Origin of the sequence: Streptomyces sp. NPDC015130, assembly GCF_043080005.1 — a bacterium.
Lineage (GTDB): Bacteria > Actinomycetota > Actinomycetes > Streptomycetales > Streptomycetaceae > Streptomyces.
This window is the reverse complement of the sequence record NZ_JBIBVC010000024.1, coordinates 1-24263: the sequence shown is the minus strand read 5'-3', so window position 1 is coordinate 24263 and position 24263 is coordinate 1. Positions and strand designations below refer to the sequence as shown.

Annotated in this window: 34 protein-coding genes; 30 read left to right on the top strand and 4 right to left on the bottom strand. The window is 70.4% G+C overall.

Annotated features, from left to right (window positions below; all coding sequences use genetic code 11):
* Positions 1-82 precede the first annotated feature (82 nt).
* From ACF08F_RS34510 to ACF08F_RS34500, 3 genes are all read left to right on the top strand, one after another.
* Positions 83-1078, top strand: coding sequence for a GIY-YIG nuclease family protein (locus ACF08F_RS34510; protein WP_392302485.1), 996 nt, complete (start codon positions 83-85; stop codon positions 1076-1078).
* Positions 1075-2634: a hypothetical protein gene (locus tag ACF08F_RS34505; protein ID WP_392302484.1), complete on the top strand. Its 1560-nt coding sequence runs from the start codon at positions 1075-1077 to the stop codon at positions 2632-2634. The genes ACF08F_RS34510 and ACF08F_RS34505 overlap by 4 nt, the downstream gene beginning before the upstream one ends.
* An 86-nt stretch (positions 2635-2720) precedes the next feature.
* Positions 2721-3434: a hypothetical protein gene (locus ACF08F_RS34500; RefSeq protein ID WP_392302483.1), complete on the top strand. Its 714-nt coding sequence runs from the start codon at positions 2721-2723 to the stop codon at positions 3432-3434.
* A gap of 107 nt (positions 3435-3541) precedes the next feature.
* Here ACF08F_RS34500 and ACF08F_RS34495 read toward each other — a convergent pair whose 3' ends face one another.
* A complete protein-coding gene (locus tag ACF08F_RS34495) occupies positions 3542-3982 on the bottom strand; it encodes a hypothetical protein (protein ID WP_392302482.1) in 441 nt (146 codons plus the stop codon).
* Between the two features lie 59 nt (positions 3983-4041).
* Between ACF08F_RS34495 and ACF08F_RS34490 the strand changes: the two genes are divergently transcribed.
* The 5 genes from ACF08F_RS34490 to ACF08F_RS34470 are packed head-to-tail and all read left to right on the top strand — an operon-like array spanning position 4042 to position 6037.
* Positions 4042-4428, top strand: coding sequence for a hypothetical protein (locus ACF08F_RS34490; protein ID WP_392302481.1), 387 nt, complete (start codon positions 4042-4044; stop codon positions 4426-4428).
* Between the two features lie 2 nt (positions 4429-4430).
* Positions 4431-4796, top strand: a complete 366-nt coding sequence (locus ACF08F_RS34485; RefSeq protein WP_392302480.1) for a hypothetical protein — start codon at positions 4431-4433, stop codon at positions 4794-4796.
* A 58-nt stretch (positions 4797-4854) separates the two neighbouring features.
* Positions 4855-5436, top strand: coding sequence for a hypothetical protein (locus ACF08F_RS34480; protein ID WP_392302479.1), 582 nt, complete (start codon positions 4855-4857; stop codon positions 5434-5436).
* A 53-nt stretch (positions 5437-5489) separates the two neighbouring features.
* Complete coding sequence (locus ACF08F_RS34475; protein ID WP_392302478.1) at positions 5490-5786, top strand: hypothetical protein; 297 nt, start codon at positions 5490-5492, stop codon at positions 5784-5786.
* Complete coding sequence (locus tag ACF08F_RS34470; protein ID WP_392302477.1) at positions 5783-6037, top strand: hypothetical protein; 255 nt, start codon at positions 5783-5785, stop codon at positions 6035-6037. Before ACF08F_RS34475 ends, ACF08F_RS34470 begins: the two co-directional genes overlap by 4 nt.
* Before the next feature lie 239 nt (positions 6038-6276).
* On the opposite strand, the gene ACF08F_RS34465 is transcribed toward ACF08F_RS34470, so the two are convergent.
* Together ACF08F_RS34465 and ACF08F_RS34460 are read right to left on the bottom strand one after the other, a co-directional pair.
* On the bottom strand, positions 6277-6960 hold the full coding sequence (locus ACF08F_RS34465; RefSeq protein ID WP_392302476.1) for an HNH endonuclease family protein: 684 nt from the start codon (positions 6958-6960) through the stop codon (positions 6277-6279).
* A 237-nt stretch (positions 6961-7197) separates the two neighbouring features.
* On the bottom strand, positions 7198-7752 hold the full coding sequence (locus ACF08F_RS34460; protein ID WP_392302475.1) for a hypothetical protein: 555 nt from the start codon (positions 7750-7752) through the stop codon (positions 7198-7200).
* A gap of 184 nt (positions 7753-7936) precedes the next feature.
* On the opposite strand from ACF08F_RS34460, the gene ACF08F_RS34455 reads away from it, so the two are divergent.
* The 10 genes from ACF08F_RS34455 to ACF08F_RS34410 all read left to right on the top strand — a co-directional run bounded on the left by ACF08F_RS34455 (position 7937) and on the right by ACF08F_RS34410 (position 16432).
* Positions 7937-8506: a hypothetical protein gene (locus tag ACF08F_RS34455; RefSeq protein WP_392302474.1), complete on the top strand. Its 570-nt coding sequence runs from the start codon at positions 7937-7939 to the stop codon at positions 8504-8506.
* A complete protein-coding gene (locus tag ACF08F_RS34450; protein WP_392302473.1) occupies positions 8500-8784 on the top strand; it encodes a hypothetical protein in 285 nt (94 codons plus the stop codon). Before ACF08F_RS34455 ends, ACF08F_RS34450 begins: the two co-directional genes overlap by 7 nt.
* Positions 8781-9788: a hypothetical protein gene (locus ACF08F_RS34445; protein ID WP_392302472.1), complete on the top strand. Its 1008-nt coding sequence runs from the start codon at positions 8781-8783 to the stop codon at positions 9786-9788. Before ACF08F_RS34450 ends, ACF08F_RS34445 begins: the two co-directional genes overlap by 4 nt.
* 3 nt (positions 9789-9791) lie before the next feature.
* A complete protein-coding gene (locus ACF08F_RS34440) occupies positions 9792-10085 on the top strand; it encodes a hypothetical protein (protein ID WP_392302471.1) in 294 nt (97 codons plus the stop codon).
* A gap of 2 nt (positions 10086-10087) precedes the next feature.
* Positions 10088-10900: a hypothetical protein gene (locus ACF08F_RS34435; protein WP_392302470.1), complete on the top strand. Its 813-nt coding sequence runs from the start codon at positions 10088-10090 to the stop codon at positions 10898-10900.
* 130 nt (positions 10901-11030) lie between these two features.
* On the top strand, positions 11031-11576 hold the full coding sequence (locus tag ACF08F_RS34430) for a hypothetical protein (protein WP_392302469.1): 546 nt from the start codon (positions 11031-11033) through the stop codon (positions 11574-11576).
* 503 nt (positions 11577-12079) lie between these two features.
* Complete coding sequence (locus ACF08F_RS34425; protein ID WP_392302468.1) at positions 12080-12916, top strand: helix-turn-helix transcriptional regulator; 837 nt, start codon at positions 12080-12082, stop codon at positions 12914-12916.
* Between the two features lie 92 nt (positions 12917-13008).
* Positions 13009-14079, top strand: coding sequence for a PhlD (locus ACF08F_RS34420; protein WP_392302467.1), 1071 nt, complete (start codon positions 13009-13011; stop codon positions 14077-14079).
* 96 nt (positions 14080-14175) lie between these two features.
* Positions 14176-14439, top strand: coding sequence for a hypothetical protein (locus ACF08F_RS34415; protein WP_392302466.1), 264 nt, complete (start codon positions 14176-14178; stop codon positions 14437-14439).
* A 133-nt stretch (positions 14440-14572) separates the two neighbouring features.
* Positions 14573-16432 carry a hypothetical protein gene (locus tag ACF08F_RS34410; RefSeq protein ID WP_392302465.1) on the top strand — a complete coding sequence of 620 codons (1860 nt, stop codon included), beginning with the start codon at positions 14573-14575 and terminating at the stop codon, positions 16430-16432.
* Here ACF08F_RS34410 and ACF08F_RS34405 read toward each other — a convergent pair.
* Positions 16395-17147 (bottom strand): hypothetical protein, encoded by a 753-nt coding sequence (locus tag ACF08F_RS34405; protein WP_392302464.1) that lies wholly within the window; start codon positions 17145-17147, stop codon positions 16395-16397. The genes ACF08F_RS34410 and ACF08F_RS34405 overlap by 38 nt on opposite strands.
* Before the next feature lie 270 nt (positions 17148-17417).
* Between ACF08F_RS34405 and ACF08F_RS34400 the strand changes: the two genes are divergently transcribed.
* The 12 genes from ACF08F_RS34400 to ACF08F_RS34345 all read left to right on the top strand — a co-directional run bounded on the left by ACF08F_RS34400 (position 17418) and on the right by ACF08F_RS34345 (position 24185).
* Positions 17418-18167, top strand: coding sequence for a hypothetical protein (locus ACF08F_RS34400; RefSeq protein ID WP_392302463.1), 750 nt, complete (start codon positions 17418-17420; stop codon positions 18165-18167).
* Between the two features lie 104 nt (positions 18168-18271).
* Positions 18272-19027, top strand: coding sequence for a hypothetical protein (locus ACF08F_RS34395; protein WP_392302462.1), 756 nt, complete (start codon positions 18272-18274; stop codon positions 19025-19027).
* Positions 19028-19042: 15 nt separating this feature from the next.
* On the top strand, positions 19043-20095 hold the full coding sequence (locus ACF08F_RS34390) for a major capsid protein (RefSeq protein WP_392302461.1): 1053 nt from the start codon (positions 19043-19045) through the stop codon (positions 20093-20095).
* Between the two features lie 6 nt (positions 20096-20101).
* On the top strand, positions 20102-20401 hold the full coding sequence (locus ACF08F_RS34385; protein WP_392302460.1) for a hypothetical protein: 300 nt from the start codon (positions 20102-20104) through the stop codon (positions 20399-20401).
* A gap of 122 nt (positions 20402-20523) precedes the next feature.
* Complete coding sequence (locus ACF08F_RS34380) at positions 20524-20868, top strand: hypothetical protein (RefSeq protein ID WP_392302459.1); 345 nt, start codon at positions 20524-20526, stop codon at positions 20866-20868.
* Positions 20865-21713 (top strand): hypothetical protein, encoded by an 849-nt coding sequence (locus ACF08F_RS34375; protein ID WP_392302458.1) that lies wholly within the window; start codon positions 20865-20867, stop codon positions 21711-21713. The genes ACF08F_RS34380 and ACF08F_RS34375 overlap by 4 nt, the downstream gene beginning before the upstream one ends.
* The gene (locus ACF08F_RS34370; protein ID WP_392302457.1) at positions 21713-21946 is read left to right on the top strand and encodes a hypothetical protein; all 234 of its coding nucleotides are present in this window, start codon (positions 21713-21715) and stop codon (positions 21944-21946) included. The genes ACF08F_RS34375 and ACF08F_RS34370 overlap by 1 nt, the downstream gene beginning before the upstream one ends.
* Positions 21943-22335 carry a hypothetical protein gene (locus ACF08F_RS34365; protein WP_392302456.1) on the top strand — a complete coding sequence of 131 codons (393 nt, stop codon included), beginning with the start codon at positions 21943-21945 and terminating at the stop codon, positions 22333-22335. The genes ACF08F_RS34370 and ACF08F_RS34365 overlap by 4 nt, the downstream gene beginning before the upstream one ends.
* Positions 22335-22784: a DUF6093 family protein gene (locus tag ACF08F_RS34360; RefSeq protein ID WP_392302455.1), complete on the top strand. Its 450-nt coding sequence runs from the start codon at positions 22335-22337 to the stop codon at positions 22782-22784. The genes ACF08F_RS34365 and ACF08F_RS34360 overlap by 1 nt, the downstream gene beginning before the upstream one ends.
* Positions 22781-23167 carry an HK97 gp10 family phage protein gene (locus tag ACF08F_RS34355; RefSeq protein WP_392302454.1) on the top strand — a complete coding sequence of 129 codons (387 nt, stop codon included), beginning with the start codon at positions 22781-22783 and terminating at the stop codon, positions 23165-23167. The genes ACF08F_RS34360 and ACF08F_RS34355 overlap by 4 nt, the downstream gene beginning before the upstream one ends.
* The gene (locus tag ACF08F_RS34350; protein ID WP_392302453.1) at positions 23164-23613 is read left to right on the top strand and encodes a hypothetical protein; all 450 of its coding nucleotides are present in this window, start codon (positions 23164-23166) and stop codon (positions 23611-23613) included. The genes ACF08F_RS34355 and ACF08F_RS34350 overlap by 4 nt, the downstream gene beginning before the upstream one ends.
* Before the next feature lie 98 nt (positions 23614-23711).
* A complete protein-coding gene (locus tag ACF08F_RS34345) occupies positions 23712-24185 on the top strand; it encodes a hypothetical protein (RefSeq protein ID WP_392302452.1) in 474 nt (157 codons plus the stop codon).
* Positions 24186-24263: the final 78 nt, after the last annotated feature.

Here is a 24263-nt window from a genome sequence, read left to right as displayed (position 1 = left end):
TGCGACTCAGCCGGCCTTCGAAGCACCACAGCGGGTGGTCGCCCGCTGCATCAGACCGCTCTCGTGAAAGACAGGTCCACGCATGACTGTACCCGGTGTTCCCTTCATGGTGGTGCCGAGCAAGCCTCAGAAGTTCGATCTGAGCTTCAGCGAAGGTCAGCCCCCGTGTGATAGCCCCGGAGCCACAGCGCTCTACCGGTTCTTCGACGCTGAAAGCCGTCTTCTCTATGTGGGAATCACCTCTCGGCTTCGGGTTCGCATGACCGAGCACGCCCGGGACTACGCAGGCACCTGGTGGCCTGAGGTAGACAAAAGGTCCGTGGATTGGTACCCCACTCGTACCGATGCAGGGCAAGCGGAGCGTACGGCCATTAAGGACGAGCAGCCGCTTCACAACGTGCTTCACACCCCCAGGCACCGCCTCCCCCTGTCACGTCGGCGTCGCTGGCGTCCGTCCCCTGGCCAGGGGGACACGTTGCTGGAGGTGGTCCTCGAACAGTTCGATGACCGTCCGTTTACGGCGGCTGACCTTCTGGCGGTCGGCCTCCTGCGTAAGTCGGCAGTCGACAAGGGGATTCGGGGCCTGGTCGAGAGGGGGCATCTGGTTCCGGTAGGAACCCGCCATCTTGTCTCCGCGCTTCGCGGCGTCCCTATGGTCAAGAGTGCCCTGTATGCGCATGTCGGCAGTGCGGCCGCCGGCTCGTCTCAACCTGCGTATGAATGGGTCGACATCACCTCTGAATCCCGGCCTCCCCGTGCTCGCACCCGCCGTGGTGCCCCACGGCGGCGCCAGGGCGTAAATCGGTGGGCGCCCAGGTACCCAGACGGTAGGCCCGCTGCCCTGCTTGAGGACGCTCGGCGTTCCTTCGGAGACCGGCCCTTCACCAGGCCGGAGTTGGCTGATGCCGCTGGTTACGAGGTTGAAAGCATCGCCAAGTACATCCGCGCACTCGTGGCCACAGGCGACTTCGTGCATGCCGGCCATGCTTCCAAGCCGCAGGGGTCCCGGGGTAGGGCCCCCGTGCTGCTGCGCGTGGCGGTATCGGCTACTGAAAGCGTCAAGGGTGGTGCCCGGTGAGGAAGCGGCCGTCGAAGCCGTACCGGTTTGCGGCTGTCGAGAACACGGCGATCGATGCCCTTCCGTCGATCCTGGCCACCGGCCTGTTGACGAAGCTGATCCGGGCGCAGGACGGCGATGAGGTGACCGTCGAGGGCCTGTGTAAGACCCACGTCGAGGGCCGCGAGGCGCTGACGAAGGCGATGCGGATGCTCGTCGACAAGGCGTTCGTCGTGAAGTTCAAGATCCAGCGTGCAGCCTCGGAGTTGGTCGAGGAGGACGGCGAGCGCGTCGCGAAGCGTGGCGGCTCCTGGTACACGACGTTCACCGTTGACTCGAGCGGGTTCACGGCCGATGAGGTGGCTGCGATGCTCGCCGAGATCTACGACGAGGGCAACGTGAAGGCGCATCGAGTCGAGCCGGAGTACCTGGACCCGAAGAAGAACGAGATCGGCTGGACTCGACCGACCTACGGCTCTCCGTCGGTCGGTGCGACCAGGGAGAACACTGAGCCTTGGCCAGAGGATGACTCGCGACCGACCTACGGCTCACCGACGGTCGGTCCACCGACCGTCGGTCACCCGGCGGCTCATATAAGGAAGAAGACTCTTCTCTCTGAGACTGAGAGCGAAGACGAGATGCCCCTGTCGGGGCGTTGCCCCGTGGATGCACGTAGTGCCTCTACCTCAGGTAGTGGGAGCTCGAGGCAGGGCGGCGATGCCGCGCCCGCGACAAGCAAGCCCCGTCTCTCGAAGCAGGAACGCGACCAGGTGCAGGCCGTTCGGGCCCTCCTGCCCCGCGAGCTCGACGCCGCTCTCGGGGACAAGACGCCCCCGAACGTCTCTCAGGCGATCTTGGCGGCGCTCGCCATCGGTCAGCCGCGGGAGCGGACCGTGCAGCAGCTGGTCGAGTTCCGGATCCTGCCGCGCTGGAACGGCTACTGGGCTGAGCAGCTGCTCTCGGCGTGGAAGGTCGAGCGGGATGCCGGCCGGACGCCGCGGGCGCCGTTCGGGCCGCTGACGTCGATGCTGAGGGACACCGCCGAGTGCGGGAATCTCTCCTGCGACGACCGTGTGGATATCCACCTTGAGGAGATGTGCGGAGCGTGCGTCATGCGGGCCGAGGACCGGCGTGCCAGCCGCAAGGCCGCCGAGGTGGCCGTGGATACCCCCGAGCCGGCGCCCGCCGTACCCGGGCCGCGGCAGCACCAGCCGATGCCTGAGTGCAGCTGTGGCAACCCGCTCGCCAAGGGCGGCTCGCTCACCGTGTGCTGGGAGTGCCAGGAGCAGCAGGAGGCCGAAGCCGCAGGCGCGGCCCTGGCCGCTCAGTGGGCAGCTGAGGAGGAGTACGTCGCCGAGCAGGCCGCTGCTGACGCCCGGCTCGTAGCCGAACTCGAGCAGGAGGACTCCGAGCAGACCGCCCACGCGGAGGCCGAGGCTGCGGAGCGGGCAGCTGCCGAGGAAGAGCGACGTCGGCTGGCCGCCGAGGAGGACGCCCGGCTCCGTGCCGAGTTCGCCGCCCAGCACCCTGACCTTGTGGCCTTCAGCAGTCAGGGTCCTGCGCCGTCTAACTCCTGAGGGGGTGGGATCCTGACCGGATTCCACCCCTCCGTCCTGTCCCGCGGGTGAAGATGGGCGCAGCAGCCATCGGCCAAGGGGGGACCTTGACGAGCATTGACCTCGAGATTTTTACTGACGACCCCACGGAACAGGCCGCGCTCTTCGCGTACTGGTTGCTTGCGGACGACGGCGAGACGTGGCTCCAGACCGTCGCCGAGATCCGGGCCCAGCTCGGCTTGACGCAGCAGCAGATGACCCGAGTAATCCGGGAGGGCGCTGAAGCCCGCCTTCCCGAGATTTCCTGCCCCACTTGCGGCGAGCCGGCAGTCGCCACCAGCCGAACTAACTGCGTCGAGCTACGACGACTCGGCAACGTCCTCTGCGCCCCCTGTAAGGCGGCTGCCCAGGCCGAGAGGGCCCAGCAGGAAGCTGAGCGGACTGCCGCTCGGTACCGAGCGCTCGCCCAGACGTTCCAGATCAGCGCCGCCGCCGACCGGGCCCGGGCCAACGGGTGGGAGATCAAGTCGTTCGGTAGGCCGTGGAATCTGCCCATGACGGCCATGGACGAAGTGTTCTTCAGCAAGGTGCTGTGGCAGCCGGACATGATGCAGACAGTCGCTCGAGAGGCCACACCGCCTCCTCACGCCTGGGCGGCGGCGCCCATAGCCGCCACGGATGCTGATGTCGACCCATGGTCAGTCCCCGATCGACCGTACGAGCGACCCGAAGACCCATCAGACGAGGAGATCAACGACTGCGTCGAATGCGGGACCCGGATCTACCGAGACACGCTGTGCGAGCCGTGCAAGCTGCTGTAGAGCGGAGGAGCGCGGCGCGGGTGGTGGTCTCGGCTGTGTGAGCGGTGACCACCCGCAGGGTTGAGGCCCGTCACCAGCGGGTGGCGGGCCTGATGAGGCGTGGCCGATCAGGGCTCGGTCAGGGCGTACCGTGCGGCAGCGATGTACGCCTGACGCTTCTCCTCCACCTCGTTCGGCTGCGCCTGCCCAGCGGCGGAGTTCGCGTACTCCTTAGCCGCCTGGAACACTCGCCCGGGTCCTTCGAGGCTGATGACGTTCAACGAGCGCAGCGCCCGCTTGCCATTCTCGTCTGACTGCTCCAGGTCCAGCTCGGCGACAGCCTCCAGGAACTCGATGTAGGCAACGCGCCTGTGCCCTGCCATGCGGGCCCGGTACTGCTCATCCAGCGTCACCTGAACGGTCGTCATCAGCGCCTCTGCCTGCGCCTGCCCGGCGGCCTCCGCGGCGGCGGCTTGGCGGTGGCCGGCCTTCCACGCGAAGAACCCTGTCACGCTGCTGCCCAAGATGGCCGACCCGGCGGCGATCAGGGCGATCCCCCACTCACTCATGCCGGGGATCCTGCCACGAACCCCCGACACCGGGCCCGCCCGAGTCTTAGGCTCGCGGCATGGACGCCCCCTCCCTCAACGACCTCGGTGACGACGCCTGGATCGAGGCCGGCCAGACGGTCAGCAGCCCCGACGAGCTCCGCGAGTACATCGCTCACCTTCGGACCACCGCCCAACACATGCGCACTGGTCTTCTTCGAGCAGCCTCGGGCGCTCTCCAGGGCCAGGCATGGAATGACATGAGATTCGAGGAGAAACCCCTCCTGGAGAGGGACATTCCCGCAGCGTTCAACATGACCGTCACGCCGTCGGGGACGATGGCGAAGGACGCCGTCTACCGGCAGTCCATCGGAACGCTCCTGGCCGCCCTGGACGCCGTCGACCAGGCGACGCTCACAGCCTGGCTCGCCCAGGTCAACGCAGCCGACCCGGACCGGAAGGCGTGACCATGGCTCTCGGCCACATCACCATCACCGATCTCACCGGCTGGCAGTACCGGGCCATCGGCGTTCTCGAGGACCTCGTGAAAGCCGGCCTCAAGGCCGAGCGGCATCCGCTCGAGTGGACGATCACCAGCAACGGCGCCCTGCGCGGCACCGTCGACCCCCACCAGCCGGGCCAGACCGACAACGACCGGCGTGCGATCTTCGACGAGTGGTGCCGGGTCCTGAACGCCGGCGAGGTACGCGAGTCCAAGCGTCTCTCGGGCGGTATCACCCTCCGGGCCGTCTTCACCCAGCCCGCCAATCGCGGCAACGTCCAGGGTCACATTGCCCTTGATGTCGACCCGCCCTCCGAAGACGAAGAAGGCTGATTCACCCCGCCCGACGGGCGCCTGCTGTCAGGATGGTCGGGAGCGCGAGGAGGCTGTCGTGACTGATCCGCTGCCGATGGACGGCAAGGGCCCGAAGGTGCCGCCGTCCTACCCGCCCCGGACCCCACCGCCGCAGAAGAAGCCGGTCGAGGCTCCCAGGCCGCAGCCGTCTACGAAGCCCGGCACCTCCTCCCTCCCGCTTCCCGGCCCCCAGCAGGCCCGCCTGGACACCCGCCGGCCCCGCATGGCCATCAAGGACCGGCGCGCCGCGAACTGGGCGCTCACCGCCTACCCGTGGACCGCGACCCAGGCCGTCCGGAAGGTCACCGAAACCGTCCGTACGTGGGGGTACGCCCACCCCAAGGACGACGTCCTCGAGCAGACCGTACGGCTGCTCGTCGACGCGGCCACCGCCGACGAAGGCCGGCGGATCAGCGTCCACCTCGCTGACCAGGACGCCATGCTCCTCGTCGTCGTCCTCAGCCACACTGGCGCCGGACCCGACGACACGGTCCTCTCCGACCTCGCTGCCGTCCCGGGCACAGCCAGCTGCGGCACCGACACCTCCGACGAAGGACGACGCGTGTGGGCGGTGCTGTCCACCGAACGTCCCCGCAGCCGCACAACTCCCGCGGCCTGACGGTGGCCGCGTAGGCTGGCCGGTGACAGCAACGACGCCCCGGGGAGGCCCTCGTGACCGCACAGCCCGAGTACACCGGCCCGACCGGCCCCGAGCCGCGCATGCGGACGTTGGCCGAGCTCCGTGAAGCTCTCACCGCGCACGGCTTCGCGGGCGACCGGCAGGAGTTCGACGCCGAGCTCGGCGCCGTCGACCTCGACGACCTCACCCGCGTCCGCGAGATCGTCCAGGCCTACCGCCACCGCGTCCAGCTCGCCCGCGACCCTCACGCCACGGCAGCCATCGGACGCAGCAACGCCGACGTCGCCGCCGAGCTCCGCCGGAAGCTGTCCGAGGCCGACGCCCGGTGACCCACGCGTTCCACTCCGACGCCGCCGAGAAGATCCTCGCCGAACTCTCCGCCCGCGAGCAGGCCGCGGTCGAGACCGTACGCCGCGCCCTTGAGGACGCCGCCACTCTCGGCCGGCCGCTCCCCGGCACTGACACCCGCGTTGTCGAGGTCCTCCCCGACGCGACCGGCAGCCGCGGCCTGTCCGTCGTCTACCGCCACGATGCCGACCTGGACGCCGTCCTGATCCTGTGGCTGATCGCCGGACCCTGACAGTTCGCACGTCAACGAGCCCGTCACCCCGAGCGCGACGTCGTAGCTCGTCGGCGTGGTGTCGCGCCTTGGCCGACCCCGGGAGAGTGAACCCAGGCCGTCGCCCGGCAGCAGCGCCGCTACGGTGGTGAGCCGTGGGGAGGTCGAACCGGCAGGTCAAGCATGTTTTGTGCCTCCCTCGTGCCCCACGCTCCGGTACACCGAGGCGTGGGGCACAGTGCGTTCCCGGGGGCGGGCGGCTAGGGCGCGGGCGTGTAGTGGACGACCGTGGTCTCGCAGGACTCCGCGTACACCGTCAGCGCGTCGGCCTCGGCCTGGTCCGCGGACAGGCCCCAGCGGAGCTTCGTCGCCGTCCACTCGCTGATGTAGCGGCAATTCGCGTCCGGGAGCGGCGGCATCCACTGAGCCGGATCCTGGTCGGCCTTGGAGCGGTTCGTGCGGGCGGTCACCGCAACCAGGCTGGCCGCGGCGTCCTGGTCGTTCGCGTACGCCTCGCGTCGCTTCGCATCCCAGTTCGAGGCCCCAGAGTCCCAGGCCTCGGCCAGCGGCACCATGTGGTCGATGTCGAGCTTGGCAGGGTCGTTGACCTCCTGCCCGTCGTAGTACGACAGCCATTCACCGCCGGACAGCTTGCAGCCGGCCGACACCGTCGGCGACTCGGCAGCCTCGGCAAGGAGCACCTCGGAGCGCGTGTTGCAGCTGTCCCCGAGGTCGAGGCCGGCGTTCCAGTGCTTGAACTTGGTCCGCTCGTACCCGGTACGCGACTCGTCCGCGATCGGGATCTGCTCGACCGCATCAGGCAGAGCCAGCACGACCGCGGTCGGCGCCTCGGGCGCGGCCGCTGCGGTCGCCGAAGCGGGAAGAGCAAGAGGAGACAGGAGGAGGGAGAGTGCGGCCGTGCCGCGCATCAGGTTCTTGATCATGACCCAAGGAATATCGGCCGACAGCCCTCTGACGTGCCATAACCCAAGATTCGGTCAGCCGTCCGGGGGAACAGGTTCACCGGAGAAACGGTGCTGCGGCCGGGCCCGCCTCGGCGCGCGCCGAACAGGACTGCGGTGGACGATGGAGGTAGAGCCCGCCCGGGAAGCCGTCGCACGTTGCACCGGGCGGGCACCTCTGCACCTTCAGGGCAAGAACGGAACCCATGGCATCGTGCGTCACGGCTGCTTCGGCGTCGGAGCCGTCTGCATTGCCTTTCGCGCCGCCGTCACGAACGCCTGTCGGCGGTCGATCGTGACGTTCATCGCTGCCTGGAACGCGCCCCACGGAGCCTCACCTTGCGGCGGCGCGTACTGAGTCACGAGGCTATTCGCCAGGTCGACTGCTGTGTTTGCCATGGCTCTCGCGGTCGTGTCGACCAGGTCCGGGCCGAGCATGTGCACACGCTCCGCCGCCAACACGACCGGCTCGACGAGAGCCACTGCCAGGACTTCCATCCCGTCGGCTGCATCATCCTCGAGATTCCCATTGGCGATGTTGGCCAAGTCCTCATCGCACAGCTGGTGCTCCTTGAACCTCGGCACAGCCTTGTCCCATTCGGCCAGCAGCGTCAGGTATGCCTCCTGACGCTGCCCTCGAAGCCACTGCTCATGCTCTACCTGCGCCTGGTCCTGGATTGTCCGCCGGCCCAGCCACACGCCGATGAAGGCGCCGATCAGCGCGACGATTCCTGCTACTCCGGCCGCTATGACGGCCGCCCACCCCTGATCCATGGACGTCATCCTGCCGCAACTGTTCGCGGGGAGACCGAGAGCGCCTATAACCTATTGCGAGCGCAATAGGTTATAGGTTAGAGTGGGCCCGCCCCGAGCACCACTAAGGGGCGCCCGATCAGGGGCATCAACCGCGCCGATCCGCGCGACCCTTGACCCACCCCACCTTCCCCCGGAGGCCCCCATGGCCGACACCACCCCGACCCCCGACCGACAGCGCGCACTCGCCATCAACCACGTCAGCCGCATCCTCAACGCCGCCGACCTGTGGGCCGAACCCGAGACCTGCGACGCCATCGTCACCGCCGTCCTTGCCGCCCACCAGGACCCCAGCCCCAATTCGCAGCAGACAGAGCGCCGCCTCACCGTCCGGGAGCACGGCAAGGCCTGGCACGCCATCGAAGGTGCCTCCGGTGCAGAGGACGCCGACCCCGGCACCGTCCTCGCCGCCGTACTCCGAGCGCTGGACATCACCGCGCCCTCGGCCGAGGACGAGCTGGCCGACAGCCTCCGGCGCAGGCAGGACGCGAAGCGGCAGGCCAGCGGACAGCAGCCGGACACAGCCATCGTCAACCAGTTCATCCACCACATGGCCACCGATCATCCGGCTGCCACACACTTCTGCGGGAGCTGCGACGGCACCGACCCCACCAGCTGCCTCATGAACCCGGACCCAGGCGTGAGAGAGCACCTGGACCGACTCCGAGACGAGTGCGCCTCCCAACTGGCCGCCGAGGACCAGCCGCAGTGCTGACCGCCGTCATCGCCGCCACCGCGCTGGCCGCCGGCTACCTCCTCGGCCGCGTCCGCCCCTGGGACCGGCTCGACACCTGGGTCTGGCGCCGCTTCACCTTCATGGGCACCTGGACCCAGTCGAAGCCTCAGACCGTACTCACCATCGCGGCTCACATCCTGGCCCGTCCCCGGCTCTCGTACGACATCTGGCGGCGCCGCAACGACCCGCGGCCCCCCGAACGCGCGCCCAGCATTCGATTCCGCAGCCCCACCGATACCGAGGAGCCCACCCCGTGACCGACGAGGCCCCCACCCATTGCTGGGCGTGCTCCCACCCGGTCGTAGACCACGACCTCCAGCCCGACGGGACCCGCCCCTGCCGCAGCCCCGGCCACCACAAGGGCGTCCCCTGCAGTGGGTGCCGCGCCCTCCTCACTCCCGAGCACCGCGCCGCCATCCAGGACGAGCGCAAGAACGACTCCTTCGCAACGGCGTGGGGCGCCTACACGGTCACTCTTCAGGACGCCCGGAACGCCTTCGGCGAGCACGCGGCGGTCATGTTCTCCGACATCCACCAGTCCGCCCTCGCGTCCGCGCTCATCGCCTTGCGCCAGCACGACGGCGAGGCGCAACTCCTCGGCCCGGGGGAGCCCCGGTACACCATGGACACCGTCACCCCGGAAGCCCTTCACCAGCTGCAGGTCGACCGCGAGAGCGCCATCTCCGACCGCGACACGTACAGGCACCGTGCCGAACGGTGGCACGCCAAGTACAGCCAGTTGAAGACCGCCAGCACCGTCCCCGACATGGAGCCGCCCTCGCCCGCCGAGCCGGAGCCCCGCGTGCCGCTCGCCGAGCACACCGAAGCCACCCTGGCCGAGCTGTACGACCGCGTCGAGGACGCCGACGCCGACATGGCTGAGCTTCGGTCGGTTGCCAGCGAGATGTACCGGGCTTGGAAAGCTGCGTGGGAGGCCGCAGGCCAGCAGGCTGCGCTCGCAGCTGGCGTGCACAACGCCCTCCTTTCCCTTCGCCTCCGCATCCGCTACGCCAACCGGGACTGGGACCAGAACCCCACCGACGCGGGCCTCTACGCCCTCCTCATGGGCTGGGACTGCGAGCAGCAGCACGATCACACCGGCGACTGCCCCGCAGGCCTGGACGCCACCGCCGCGAAGCACGGCTGGTCCGCCGACGTCGGCAAGGCCCTCCGCCGCCACCGCGCAACCCTTGCCCAGGCCGGCCCCAACGGAGAGACCGACGCCGCAGCCCAGCGAGCGGTCGATGGAGAGGAAGACTGACCCATGGTCGAGAACCCCCTGATCCCGGACGACAGCTGGGACCGCTGGCCCCGCATCCCCATCGACACCAGCGAAGAAAGCGACTTCGCCGAGATCGACCGCGTCGCCGGTTTCGCGGCCACCTCATGGGCACTCAACAGCCGCGATGGCGTACTGGCCACCGGAATGTCCCTCGTGCAAGCGATCGACGGAGCCGTCCACGAAGCCCTCCTCCACCTCCTGGAGATCGGCTTCATCGACATCGACACCGAGCGCCTGCACGCAGCAGACGGCTACCCGATGAACAGGGAGAGCTGACCATGTTGCGCGCCGTCCCGACACCGGCCAGCGAGCAGCGCCCAAGGCGCTCGTTCCCCGAGATGGTGGCCGCAATTTACGAAGACCCCCGTGTCGGACACGAGTCCCGCGAGCTTCTCCTCGCCGTCGCCTACGCCGTCGACCTTGCCAAGCGGGAACCTGACGTCAGTCCTCTGCAGGTCGCCCGACGCAAGCTGGGTGTCGAACCCGGCCGACGGGCTCGCTATGACCGGCTGGTCGCCGACGACGCACCCCGCTACAAGCCGCCACACGACGTTGAAGCCCAGAGCGGGTACTGCGATGCCCCGCGCCTGCGCCCCTACCAGCCCCGGCCCTACACGCCCCGCGAGAAGCCCAGCCTGCCCGCGGCCATCCCCCTGCGGCCCCTGCCTCCGACCATCGTCCACGTCGACCCCGGCTACACCCCGCCCCGCGACTGGCGCACCGAAGACGGCGTCTGCGGCGCCACAGCGCACCTCCGCGTCATCGAGAAGGCCCCGCGCACCGGCTGGGTCACCGCTCACTGGTTCTGCCGCCGGCACCAGGTCCACGCCGACCGCGTCACCGAACAGCTCCGCGCCCACAACGAGCAGGCCCCCGAGCCCGTCCCCAACACCGGAGGCCTGCTGCCCTGCTACTTCAAGGCCGACTGGGCACGCGTCTACCAGCACTACAGGCCGCAGTGGACCCCTCCCCATTACGGCCTCAGCGCCGACGACTGGCCCGTCTTCGACGACGCCACCCCCCGACCGACACGTCACTCCCGACTACGCGTCCTGTCCGGCGCCAGCCACGACCTCCCGGAGGCCCAGTGACGACGCCTGAGACCCGCGCCCGCCTCGGCGCGCTGGAGCAGCAGTTGGCCGCTCCGACCCCCGACCCGCTCGACGGGCAGACCACCATCACCCTCGACTGGGTCTGCCCCGACTACGACCAGGAGACCCTGTGGCCGACTGCCCCGACTGCGACCACCCCCACGGCATCGCTGGCTGCACCTGCCGCCCCTGGACCAGGCAGACCGAACCACCCCGCTACCTCGACCAGCCCGGCGACACCGTCGACATGATCGGCGGCTGGGAACCCGGCCTGGACTGCCTGCACCACCGTCCCGCTCTTACCACGACCTTCCCCGAGAGCGACTTCATCCTGCCCTTGCCTCTGGAGCCCACGATCGGCATTCAGGGCCCGGACGGGCAGCCGCTCGTCACACTGAACACGGCCACCGGCGAGATGACATTCGGGCCCTCCTACACGCCGGACGCCGCGGCTGAGGCGTTCTGGGACGCCGTCGACACGATGGGCCTGGCCCCGGTCCGCCAGGACCATGCGGCGCGCGCGGCGAAGGAACGGGCGTGGGCGCTGGTGGGGCAGTGGCGGGCCGCGGCCTCCGCGCGCGGGGACGACCCCTACGCCGATCCGTACGCGCAGGCCCTCGCCGCCGCGCTCACCGACAGCGTCCCCCGGCCGGCTGCGGATGCCGGTGAGGGGTAGCCGAAGGCCCCGGACGGGGGTGGAGTTTTCCGTCCGGGGCCTTCTCGGATGGCCAGCGGGGCACCGGGGGAAGCACCCTTGCTGACCCGTAACGCGCGGTCGGCGCCGAGGATGCGGCATCGGGGCGATTTTCGACGTCGACCGTAGTCAGGTGAGCCCTCAAAGCCCCGGCATCGGCGAACCGGAACGGTGCCGAGCTGCGAAATCCGCACCTTCGCACGGAATACAGCACCGTCCGGCAACGCCCCTGCCGGAGCCCCGACGAGGGCAACAGGACTTTCCAGCAAGCCGATTTGACGGATTCCCCGTCAGTAACTCGCAGGAGCGTCCTGGGGTGTTGCAGTGTGGCCGCCCTATCCCGCTTCCCGGCAGGTCAGCGCGCCCACGCAGGACAGCTTCACCGTTCAACCGTCAGAAATCCACACGCAGTTTTTATTACGAAACCGCGCATCAATAAATACACTCCCAGGGCACGCGTGCACGGTACACGGGGAAAGGCAACGATGAAGATGAACCGCAAGGCCCTCAAGGCGCTCCTCGTCGAGCGCCGAGCCCTCATAGAACCGGAAGACCACGGCCTCACCCGCCCCAGCCGCCAGGGCCGCCGCGCGCCCGGCCTCGCCCAGCAGCAAGTCGACGAACTCACCGGCCGCGCCGCGAACACCTACTACCGGCTCGAGTCCGGCCGCTACCCCAACCCCCCAGTCGACTACCTCGAGCAGGTCGGCCGCCTCTTCGGCCTCAACGAACAGGAGTGGGGCAGCCTGTGCCGGTACGCCGGCATCGGCGACCCGCCCACCCCCCTCAACCGCTCCGCTGGCCTCGAAGTCGCCGGAGTCTGGCAGAAAGCCCTCGAAGGCATCTCCCACCCCGCCTACGTCAACGACGCCTCCTGGAACCTCCTGGCCCACAACCAGGCCTTCGCCGACCTCTTCCCCGGCGGCCAGGTCCCCGCCAACACCATGCGCTGGATGCTCCTCGACCCCCGCGGCCGCGACATGCTCCTCAGCTGGCGCACCGTCTGGGCCCCCCTCGTCCTGCCCCAGCTCCGCGCCGCCCTCGCCGTCCGCCCCGACGACGAAACGCTCCTTCAGATCGCGAAGGAAGCTGCCGAAGACCCCGACCTCGGCGCCCTGTGGGAATCCGGCGGCGGCCACATCCACCCCGACGGCGACGAACGCCCCATTCACCACGCCCTCCGCGGCCCCGGCCACGTCACCATGTGCGCGGCCGAGCCCCTCGGAGCCCGCGGCGCCCGTTTGATCATCCTGATCTACCACCCCGGACACACCAAGCAGCACACCAGGCTGCCCATGCTCCGCGCCCGTCGAACCAACTGAACCGCAGGTCAGGGGGACCAAACGGGCGGGGTGTGTCGTACGTTGTCCGGACCTCGCTCACGCCCGTTCACCCCTTGTGCCGGAGGCCCCGCGTGCCCTACATATCCCGCCCCTTCACCATCCTCCCCGACTACAAGATCAGCACCGGCGAGATCATCGACGACATCGTCGCCCACCACCCCGACCACCCCCGACTCCGCGTCATCCGCCGCGCCCTCGGCAACGTCGGAGTCGACACCCGCTACTTCACCCGCCCCCTCGCCGCACGCACCATCACCGGCGACGCCACCATCGAAGAACGCTCCAACAGCGCGTTCGCCGACGCACTCGCCCTCGCCAGACGAGCCGCCACAGAAGCCCTCGACGCAGCGCATCTGGGCCCGGGACCGGACCCGGGTTCCTACGCCGACATCGACGCCATCATCACCACCCACTCCACCGGCTGGTCCGTCCCCAACCTCGACATCCACCTCATCGGCGCCCTCGGCCTCCGGCCCACCGTCCGCCGCATCGCGCTCACCACCATGGCCTGCGCCGGCGGCACCCAGGCCCTCATCCGCGCCATCGACTTCATTGCGGCCCGCCCCGGCAGCCGGGTCCTCGTCGTCGCCGCGGAGGTCATCTCCAGCGTCTACAACCACAACGACGACTCGATCGAGGCCATGATCTACAAGGGCCTCTTCGGGGACTCCGCCTCCGCCTGCATCGTCAGCGACGAACCCCTCGGCCCCGGCCTCCACGTCGCCGGCCCCGACGACACCCTCGAGTACGTCTTGCCGGACAGCGTCGACCGCTACTCCGGCCGCATCGGCATCGACGGCTTCCACTTCGACTCCACGAAGGAAGCTCTGAGCGCCGCCGACGACGTCCTGCCCGCCATCCTCGACTGGATCGGCCCCCGCCAGGCCGTCGACTGGGCCGCCATCCACCCCGGCAGCCCCCGCATCATCGCCGACACCGCCAGCGCCCTCGGCCTTGACTCGGTCGACAGCCGGCACTCCACCGACACCCTCGCCGCAGAAGGCAACCTCGGCGGCGTATCGATCCTCCGCGTCCTCGAACGCACCCACGCCGACCCGCCCGAGCACGGTGCCCCCGGCGTCGTCATCGCCTACGGGCCCGGCTTCAACACCGCGGGCATCCGAGGCACCTGGCACGCCTGACGCCCTGAGTTCCCGGGGGACTGTCAGTGGCAGGTGCAAGGCTGACAGGAACCGCGACCACACCGTGGCCGCCCCTTCCCGGAAGGACTATCCACCATGTCCGAACTGAACTGGCGCACCGCCGACGTCACCCTGAACGACGGCCTGATCCCCGACCCCAACGCCGAGCACGTCCTGCTCAAGAACCTCACCGGCGTCCACGTCGCCGTCGAGGGAGCGTTCCTCCACATCGACCCGCAGAACGGCGAGCCGGCCTACCACGGCCAATCCGAACGACACGTTCACATCATCCCTGCGAGCGCAGTGCAGAAGGTCAGCTACAGAGTCACCAACCTCGACCCGGCCCCCAAGGTCTTCTGACCCTGACACCGGTGGCCCGTCCCGAGCAGCACACGGGGCGGGCCACCGGCACGCCTGGCAGGGGGAGCACCCGGTCGCCCGAACCGTACGCTGATCACAAGGCGCGGGGCCCGACACCAGAGAGGTGCGCCCCGTGGGCCTCATCAGCGGCATCAAGAGCGTCGTCATCGACACCTGGGGATGGGCGAACTACAAGCCCATCTACACGGACGCCCGTGGCATGCCCCACCGGCGCGCCTTCCCCGAGGCCGCCGCCACCTGGGTCCCCGCCGGGGACGAACGGCGGATCGCCGCGTACAAGCTCCTCGCCGCCTACACCAACAACCAGGCCGCCGAGCTCGCCCAGTTCAACGACCCCAACGCCGCCGACCGCCGCGAGTTCGGCGACCCCAGCATGTTCGTCGAGACGATCCTCGCCAACGTCCTCGGCCGCGAGCAGACCATCACCGTCCCCGGCGCCGAACAGACCGGCACCACACCCGACGGACAGGGCCCCGACCAGGCCATGGCCGAACGGGTCCAAACCCTCCTGCGCGACTGGGCGAAGAAGGAACTCCTCGAGACGAGGATGCTCCAGACCGAACGCAAGGCCGTCACCCTCGGAGACGGCGTCTACCTCCTGGCCTGGGACCCGGCCAAGCAGCGCGTCCGGCTCAAGGCGTACGACCCCGGGTTCTACTTCCCCGTCATCGGCGAGGACGACGACGGAGCCGACTACCCCGACCGGATCCACCTCGCCTGGGACCTGCCCGAGGACCCCCGGCGCGGCCTGAAGGCACGGCTGCGCCGCGTCACCTTCGAACTCGACTGGATCCGCCCGGCCACCGCCTCCGGTGTCGACCGCGGCGGACGGCCCGTCCGCGCCCCCGTCATGACCGACCCCACCGACGACGTCCCCGCCCAGCCCGCGCTAGGGCCCGGCGACATCCCCACCCCGGACGGCCTCATCGCCCGCCAGTACGCCTGGAACAGTGCACCGTCGTACGTCACCTGCTACCTCACCGACGCCGTCTGGGACCTCGGCGACCTCAAGGAACCCCACGACGTCGACAACCTCCCCATGGCCAAGGCGCAGTACGCGACCAGCCCGGCCGGCGAGGTCCTCGACCACCTCGACCTGATGATCGACTTCATCCCGATCGTCCACCTCCCCAACACCGTGCCCGACGCCCAGGAGCACTGGGGAATCTCCTCCCTCGCCAGGGTCCTCCAGGTCTTCGACGAGCTCGCCAGCACCGACACCGACTCCGCGCGGGCCTCCGCCACCACCGGCTCCCCGATCCTGGCCATCACCGGCAGCCGCAACGGCAGCGGCAAGCGCAGCGAACTCTCCGTCGCCCCCGGCACCGTCCTCGAACTCCCCGAAGGCGGCCGGCTCGACTCCGTCGACACCTCCCCCCAGCTCGCCGAACTCCGCAACCAGCGCGCCGACCTGTCCGAACGCGCTGCGACAATCGCCCGCATCCCCGCCGTCACCCTCGGCACCGTCAACCCCAGCGAGGTCCCCTCCGGCTACGCCCTGGAGATCTCCCTCGGACCCCTCGACTCCCTCGTCGGCGCCATGCGCCTCGCCCGCGGCCCCAAGTACGACCTGCTCCTCAAGATGGTCCAGCGCCTCTCCCTCGCCGGCCAGCACCCCGACTGGGCCGGGATCACCGTGCAGCCCGCCGAGCTCGCCTTCGGCTCCTACACCCCCACCGACAAGGCCGCCGTCCTCGAACAGGTCGTCCGCGCAGTCGAAGCGGGCGTCATGTCGCTGGAGAGCGCCGTCCGAATCCTCACCGAGGCTGGATGGGCCATGGACGATGCCGACACCGAGATCCAAGCCATCCAGTCCCGCCGCTTCGAGCAGGCCCGCTACCTGGCCGACGCCACCGGCTCCACCCAGGCCGTCGGCGACTACCTCGGCCTCGACATCGAACCCGACCCCGCGCCCCCGGTGGTGCAGCTGCCTGCTACGCCTGAAGAGCAGGAGGAACCGGAGGAAGCGTGACCCCGCTCTCCTCCGCCCACACCTCGCCGACTCGGTTCCACAGCTTCTGCTGCTTCGTCCTGCTCCAGCCGAACTGGATGTAGATCCGCCGCACCAGGTTCAGGTAGGAGATCGGCGCGATTGCGTACCGGGCCGCGGCCTGGCGGTCCGTCTGGGCAACGGGGCCGGCTCCGGTGTCGTCCTTGTCGAGCAGCATGGCCAGGCCGTACCCCACCCCGTGGGCAACGGCGGAGTGCAGGCGCCAGCTCAGCTTCCCTATGCCCGGCGCGATGTCCTCGGCCAGATCGGTCGTGCTCGGCACCGAGCCGTCCTTGTGCTCCGTCACGATGCTCGCGGGCGTGGGAGACGTCGCCTTCTTCGGCGTTCGCACCTCCCATCCCAGTTCCTCAGCCGTGTCCTTGATCGCCTGAATACGGGCCTCCGCAGCCGCAGCCGCCTGGGCAGCCTCGGCACTGGAATCCTTCAGGCCCGCCATCGAGTTCAGGACTTCCTTGTGGCTCTTCAGCTCCGCGTTCATGTAGCGCCTGACCCGAGTGTCGGGGTCGACTCCCGGCTCCATGCGATACCAGGGGTCACATGCCTGGTCCAGGACGCCACGGGCCAGCGTGAAGGCCGGTATCACCGTGGGGGAGTGCTCCAGGGCAACGCCCAGCGAACGCAGGTGCTCGGCCGTTCCATGGACATGGAGCAGTACGGATTCGTGGGCATCACGCACCGGCGTCTGGCCCCATGCGCCAGCGAGAGGGTCCGTCCGGACCTCGCGAGAGGCCGGGGAACCAGACACCCAGGTTCCGTCGTGGGCCCGAAGGTCGTTCTCGAATCGGTCGGCGCAGTCGTAGAGCGTGGCAGCGAGTCGCCGCCGAGAGGTAGTCGTCATGCCCGGGACGCTACGACGGAGAAGTGGGGCAGGGGGATCGAATTTCCGAGAGTGTGCTCTCCTTGGATCAAGGCGCGGGGCCTGAACTCCTTGGGAGGTTGTGCCCTCATGCGTCGCCCCACGCAGCACCCCGCGCGAACCCCGCGCGACGCCTGGTCCCACCCGTACACCGGCATCCAGGCGCTCGGCGTCTTCTACAACGACGGCGGCGACCCGACCGACCCGCCGACCGGGGGAGCTCCGGCCGCCCCCAAGCCCACCGCGCCGGCCGCGCCCGCGCCGCAGGTGTCGATGTCCCAGGACGACCTCACCGCCCTGGCCGCCCGGGAGAAGTCCCAGGGCGAACGCGCCGGCGCCCGCAAGGCCCTCGGCGACCTCGCGGCCAAGCTCGGCTTCAGCAGCATCGACGACGCCGAGACGTTCGTCGCCGCCGCCCGCCAGGCACAGCAGGACGCCCTCACCGACGAGCAGAAGCGCACCGCTGAGCTCGACCGCCGCGAGCAGGACCTCGCCGCCCGCGAACTGTCCGCCGCCAAGGCGCAGCGCGACGCCGACCGCCGCTCCGCCCTCGCCGGGCTCGGCGCCACCGGCGACGACCTCACCGACGCGCTCGCCCTGCTCCAGGTCGGACTCACGGACGACGCCGACGCCCAGGCGCTGACCGCAGCGGCCGAGGCGCTCAAGGCCCGCCGCCCCGAGCTGTTCGGCACCTCCCAGACCCCCGCCACCCCGCCGCTTCCCCCGGCGCCGGGCGGCGCCCCCGCGGGCACCCCGCCGGCCCGCCCGAGCGGAGGCGAGAAGCCCGGAAGCCGCGGCCTCGAGATGGCCCGCCTCCGCGGACACCGCACCGCCGCCTGAGACCACCCGGCGCCCGCCGCCGGGATTCAGGGACCACGCCCTCTCCTCGTGGACGCACCCGCCGGGGTGCAGCCGTCACACAGGCTCCATGAGGAGAGGCAGTCGTGAACGACTTCCAGCCCTACTCCTACAGCGACCAGGTCACCGCCGACCGGCCGTGGCTCGCGTCCCTCGTAGGGGTGCAGGACACCAACACCATCACCCTCGACCTGAGCAAGTTCACCGCTGGCGTGCACTACGCCGTCTCGGCGAACCCCCTGCTTCAGGGCCGCAACGTCATGAAGTCCGGCATCCCCCTCGGCCGCGTCACCGCCTCCGGGCTGTACGCGCCGTACGCCGGCCCGACCGACGAGCTGCAGACCGTCACCGTCACCGGCTCGCCCACGGGCGGCACCTACACGCTGACGTTCTCCGGGCAGACCACCGCGGCGATCCCGTACAACGCCACCGCCGCTCAGGTCCGCACGGCCCTCGAAGCGCTGTCGAACATCGAGGTGGGCGACGTCACCGTCGCGGGCGGCCCCCACCCGGGAAGCCCGGTCACGGTGAAGTTCACCGGCGGCGCGCACCAGGGCGAGGACGTCGCGCAGATGACCGCGTCCGGCGCAGGCCTGACCGGCGGCAGCTCCCCGGCCGTCGCGGTCGCCACGACCACCGCCGGCGGCGCCGCGACCGCAAGCGACGGCACCGAGGTCCTCCACGGCTTCCTCGTCTCCGAGATCAGCTTCAACCCCGGCTCCCTCAAGGCTGGCGGCGCTCTGCTCTGGCACGGCGAGATCTTCGCCGCCGAGCTGCCCGTCCCGTTCGACCCCACCGACGTCGCGTCCACCGCGCCCGGCGTCTCCGTCCACTACCGGTAAGAGGAGCAGACCACCATGGAAGCTCTCGAGCTCCTCCTGCGCGACACCAACGACACCGACCTCACGGTCTTCGCCCGCCAGATCGACACCCCCGCGAACTACCGGCTCACCCGCGAGGTGCTCCCGGAGACCCGCATCCAGGGCGTCCGGTTCCGCACCACCTCCGCGAAGCGCCGCGTCAACGCCGCGAAGTTCCGCGCCTACGACGCGCCGACCGCGATGGCCAAGCGCCAGGCCGAGCGCGTCGTCAACGAGGGCATGCTCCCCGCCCTCGGCCAGACCCTCGCCGTCTCCGAGATGGACCAGATCCTCCTCGACGTCGGCCACGGCAAGGACACGCAGGACTACATCGACCTGCTCTACTCCGACGTCGAGCGGCACGTCGAATCCATCCAGACCGCCCAGGAACTCGCCGCCGGCCAGCTTCTGGCCACCGGCACGGTCACCCTGCCCGGCCTCGGCCTCGACGTGAACTGGAACGTCCCCGCCGACAACCGTCCCACCGCCGCGATTCTCTGGGATGACCCGGACGCCACCCCGCTGTCCGACGAGCGTGCCTGGATGGACTACCTCGCCGACTCCGGCGCCCCGGCGCCGCGCGAGGTCATCACCTCCCGACGGGCCCGCGCGCTCCTCGCCTCCAACGCCGAGTACCGGGCGGCGTACTACGGCTCCAGCACCATCGGCGGAACCCCCACCGCCACCCTCGCGCCGAACGAGGTCGACACCGTCCGCGCCCGCTACGGCCTGCCGCCGATCGTCACCTACGACGTGCAGGTCTGGAACGACGACGTCTACCAGCGCGTTCTCCCCGACACCAAGTGGATCATGGTTCCGGACGTGCCTGCGTCCGAGTGGGGCCAGACCCAGTACGGGCAGACCCGCGAGGCCGCCCAGTTCACCTCCGGCACCAACCCGGCCCTCACCCGTGAGGAGGCCCCCGGCATCGTCGTCGTCTCCAAGGTCGAGGACAACCCGGTGCAGATCTACACCCGCGGCGCCGCGATCGGCATGCCGGTCCTTTACGTGCCCGACATCCACATCTCCGCCACCGTCCTCGGGGGCTGATGCGCCATGGTCACGCTCGCCACGGTCGTCTACATCCGCGACCCCGAACGCCACCGCGTCGTCGTCCTGCGCCCGGGGGAGGAGCCCGCCCCGCACCTGGCGGCCCTCATCACCAACCCGGGGTGCTGGGAGGGCGGCGAGCTGCCGGACCTCGGCGAGGGGCCCAACGCCCCGACCGAACCGGTCACCGACCCGGAGAAGGAGACGGAGCCGGTCAACGACCCGGAACCCGAACCGGATCCCGAGCCGGAGCCGACCAAGCCCACCCGCAAGACGGCCGCGCGTAAGACCGCGGCCGACCAGTAGCCGACCGCCCTCGAGGGCACGGCGGTCACCGCGGCGTACGGGCCCGGCCCCCTGGTGGGGCGCCAGGACCGGGCCCGTACCCGCACCCCCCTTCCCACCCCACCCGATGACGGAGGAGCCGCATGGACGCCGACGTACGCGCCTGGCTCATCTCGCAGCTCGGCACCAGCACCGACCTCGCCGACCTCGACACCCGCTACACCCGCCTCGGCACCTCCCGCGCCGTCGCCCTTGAGGTCCTCCGCGAGCGCCTCGCCGCCCTCGTCCACGACCAGCCGTCGAACCTCAGCGTCTCCGGTGTCGTCTCCCTCTCCTTCGCCGAGAACATCAAGGCCATCGAGCGGCAGATCGCGGCCATGGAAAACGGCGAGCCCCCGGCTCCCGACGACCCGGGCGCCACCGGCCCCGACGACGGCATCCCGAACGGCTACGGCGTCATCCAGCTCGTCGAACGGCCCCGGCGATGACCACCCCCACCCGGCGCCGCTCCCTGCGCACCCGGCTCCTCGCCCTCATCACCAGCGCCACCGACGCCCTCGCGGCCGCCTGGCGGATCCTCACCCGCGCTCAGCAGACGCTCCTCACCGTCCTCGCCCGCATCCGGCCCGGCCGCACCGCCCAGGCCGCCATCCGCGCCGCCGACGCAGCGTTTCAGCAGGCCATCGCCGCGTTCGACCGTACGGCCATGGGGCTGATCGAACGGTGGGCCGCAACCGACCTCCCCACCGCGTACCGGGCCGGCGGCGCCGAAGCTCTCACCCTCGCCGACCGCGACCCGGGCCAGTGGACGTGGACACCGCGGCACCAGACCACCATCACCGCGCTGTCCGCGCAGTACTACACCGACCTCACCAACCGCGTCCGCGAAGCCGTCCGCCGCGCCCGCGCGTTCCTCCGCGACGCCCTCACCGCCGCCCGCGGCCGCGTCGACCAGTTCCGACGCACCCCGTGGCCCGGCCGCGCCGCGCTCCTGGACGCCCACCCCCTCGACACCGTCATCTACGCCGGGAACACCCGCCACCCCGCCGCCGCCTGGGCCCACGCCGCCATCGCCTGGCAGACCTACACCACCGCCAACACCGGCCTCCTGCGCACGACCGCGGACGAGGTCGGTGCGAACTGGATCGAGGTCCGCGACGGGCCCGGCTGCGGCTGGAAGTCCCACAAGGACGACGACGAGGCCGACGGCTCCCTGCGCACCATCCAGGACGCCCTCGCCCACCCCGTCGCCCACCCGCACTGCCGCCGCTCCTTCCGCCCCCGCCCCGACGTCATCTCCCGCACCGACTACGCCTTCGGAGGCCCCTTCTGATGCGCATCCTCCTGAGCACCGAAGGCCGCACCGTGCAGATCATCACCAGCGCCAAAGAGCGGGCCCCGCTCGCCGACGTCGAAGCCGCCGCGCTCCGCCTCTACCAGGCCCTGCCCGGCCCGGCCGCCGAGCCCGACAAGCCGCCGATCGGGTTCGCCGGGACCGTCGACTCCGACACCGAACGCGCACCCGCCCCGACCGAAGCCGCCGACGACGACGAGGACACCGCATGACCACCCCCACCGGCCCCTCCCTCGGCGACGAGCCCCGCCCCGTCCGCATCACCACCGACGGGGTGAACGCGAAGGTCGAGATCGACGGCGTCGACATGTCCCGCCGCCTGCGCGGCTACACCCTGGAGCACCGCGTCAGCGAAGCCCCGCTCCTCGTCCTGTACGCCGGAGCCGCCACGGGCACCGTCTTCGACGGGTTCGCGCACGTCGTCGTCGGCAACACCCCCGACCCGGGCCCGACCATCGCCGACTTCCTCCGCTCCGTAGACGCCAGCGCTCTCGAGCGCGCGGCCCTCGACCGCGACGACCTCGACGGCTCCCGCCACGAACTCACCCGCGCCATGCTCGCCCAGCTCACCGACTGGGCCCTCGGCAAGGCCACCGGCTGATGGCCGGCCTCGACAAGGCGCTCGCCGGCGCCACCCGCTGGATCGGCACCAACCTCCTCGTCGACACCGTCCGCGTCCGAAGCGCCGCCACCACCGAACCCGTCCTCGACCCGGACACCGGCGACCTCGTCTACCCCGACCGGCCGGTCCTCTACGAAGGCCCCGGTGCCGTCGTCCCGTTCTCCATCGCCGTCGGCCGCTCCGCCACACCCGAAGAATCCCGACCGTGGATCCAGCAGGCCCGATCCGCCTACGTCCTGCTCACTCCCCTCGACGCCCCGATCCCGCCCGAGGGCGCGCTCGTCGACGTCACCGCCGTCCACGACCCGGGCCGCACCTCCCTCATCGGCCGCACCTGGCTTGCCGCCGACCGCGGTCAGGCCTCCACCGTCGAAGTCGTCCGCCGCACCGCCCTCGACCAGAACCGCACCCCGGCGGCCGGACCGTGACCCCCGACGAGTTCGCCGACCGCCTGGACGCCGCCGCCGACCGGCTCCCCGACACGATCGCCGACGGCGTCCGCCACACCGCCATGGTCGGCATCGGGCGCATCCGCGCGAACGCCTCTGGCCGCCCCGGGCCCAACGTCATCACCGGCGTGTACCGCTCCTCCTGGCAGGCGGAAGGCCGACGCATCCCGTACGGCGCCGAGTGCACCATCGGCACCCGCCAGCCGCAGGGCCGGCGCCTGGAGTTCGGGTTCCACGGCTACGACTCCCTCGGCCGCTTCTACGACCAACCGCCATTCCCACACGTCGGGCCCGCCATTCCCGTCATGGAAGGCGTCCTGAAGGACCGAATGCGCCACGCCGTCGAGGAGGCCTTCGCATGATCGACCGTCTCCCCGTCACCCAGGCCGTCGCCACCATGCTCGCCGCCGCGTCCGGGAAGCCCGTCGGCCGCGGCGCGCGCCCGATCGGAGTCGAACCGCCGTACTACCTGCTCACCGTCGTCTCCACCGACGTTTCCGGGGCGCCGCTCGCCGACGACAGCGAGGACCTGAGCATCGTCTACCAGGTCACCGCCGTCACCGGACCCGCGCCCAGCACGGCCGGCTCGTACGCCGTCGCCGACCAGGCCGACTGGCTCGCCGACAAGGCCCGCGCCGCGTTCCTCGCCCGCGACCCGGACACCGGGCAGTGGCTCCACCCCATCACTGTGACGGGCGCCCGCGTCATCGCGCGCCGCCTCGACAGCGAACCAGGGGGATCACGGGACGATTCCGATGCCATCATCAACAACGTGCAGCGTTTCAGGCTCGACCTGACGCCCTCCTGACCCCCGGTCAGGCCCGCACCCCGCACCGCGGCGGACCCCACGCGGACACCACCACGCAGGTGGCAGCCACCAACCGGTACACACCCAGGGGTCCCACCATGCCGCGTTTCAGCCGCAAGGGCGTCACGAAGATCCTCTTCGCCGAGACGATCGCCGCCCCCACCTACATCCCGACCCGCGCCGAGATCACCGGCGCCACCGCGCTCACCAAGCAGATCGCCGAGGTCGAAGGCTTCGCCCTGGAAAACCAGGAGATCGAGACCCCGGACCTCGAGAGCACCTTCACCAGCAAGATTCCCGGCGACGACCAGGCCGCCGACTCCTCGCTGACCTTCTACGAGGACGACACCAGCAGCACGCTGGAGGAGGCCCTCGCGAAGGGCACCACCGGGTTCATCATCATCCTCCGCAAGGGCGACGTCCCCGCGAGCAAGTCGATGGACGTCTACCCGGTGCGCGTCGCCTCCAAGTCGGCCGCGATCACCGTCGACAACGAGGCCGCCAAGTGGACGGCCCGTTTCTCCATCACGGACACGCCGGTCCTCGACGCCGCCGTCCCGGCCTCCCCGTAACCCGCGCGCCCGCCCCTCATGCCCCTGGCTGGGCCGCCCCGGAGCGTTCGGGAAGGGGCGCCCCGCGGGCGCCCGGCC